The organism is Paraburkholderia sp. SIMBA_054 (assembly GCF_046534875.1).
Lineage (GTDB): Bacteria > Pseudomonadota > Gammaproteobacteria > Burkholderiales > Burkholderiaceae > Paraburkholderia > Paraburkholderia hospita.
The window spans coordinates 1-232 of record NZ_JAWRXV010001816.1 but is presented as its reverse complement, the minus strand read 5'-3'; the positions used below and the strand labels follow the sequence as shown (position 1 = coordinate 232).

The 232-nt window shown below is 59.9% G+C and carries 1 protein-coding gene; it reads right to left on the bottom strand.

Annotation, left to right across the window (positions count from 1 at the left end):
* Positions 1-39 precede the first annotated feature (39 nt).
* The coding region (locus SB822_RS61330; protein ID WP_410859696.1) for a hypothetical protein at positions 40-232 on the bottom strand (193 nt) is incomplete at its 5' end.

The following is a 232-nucleotide window of genomic DNA, read 5'->3' as shown; positions in this document are numbered from 1 at the left end:
CTTCATCGGCCGACCCTACATGGTACCAGATCATCTGGGTCACGACTGGAGCGCGATGATCGGGGATGACAACCACTTCCAGACCATTTGGCAATGTGAAATGACGGACCCCATCCGACTGGATGGTTTCTGGAAGCGCTGTTTGTTCAGCGACTGGGGGCGACACGGGCGCTGGTTGCGTTTCGGCGGCAGCGGCAGGTTGGCTTTCTGCCCGGACTGCACCGCTTGCCAC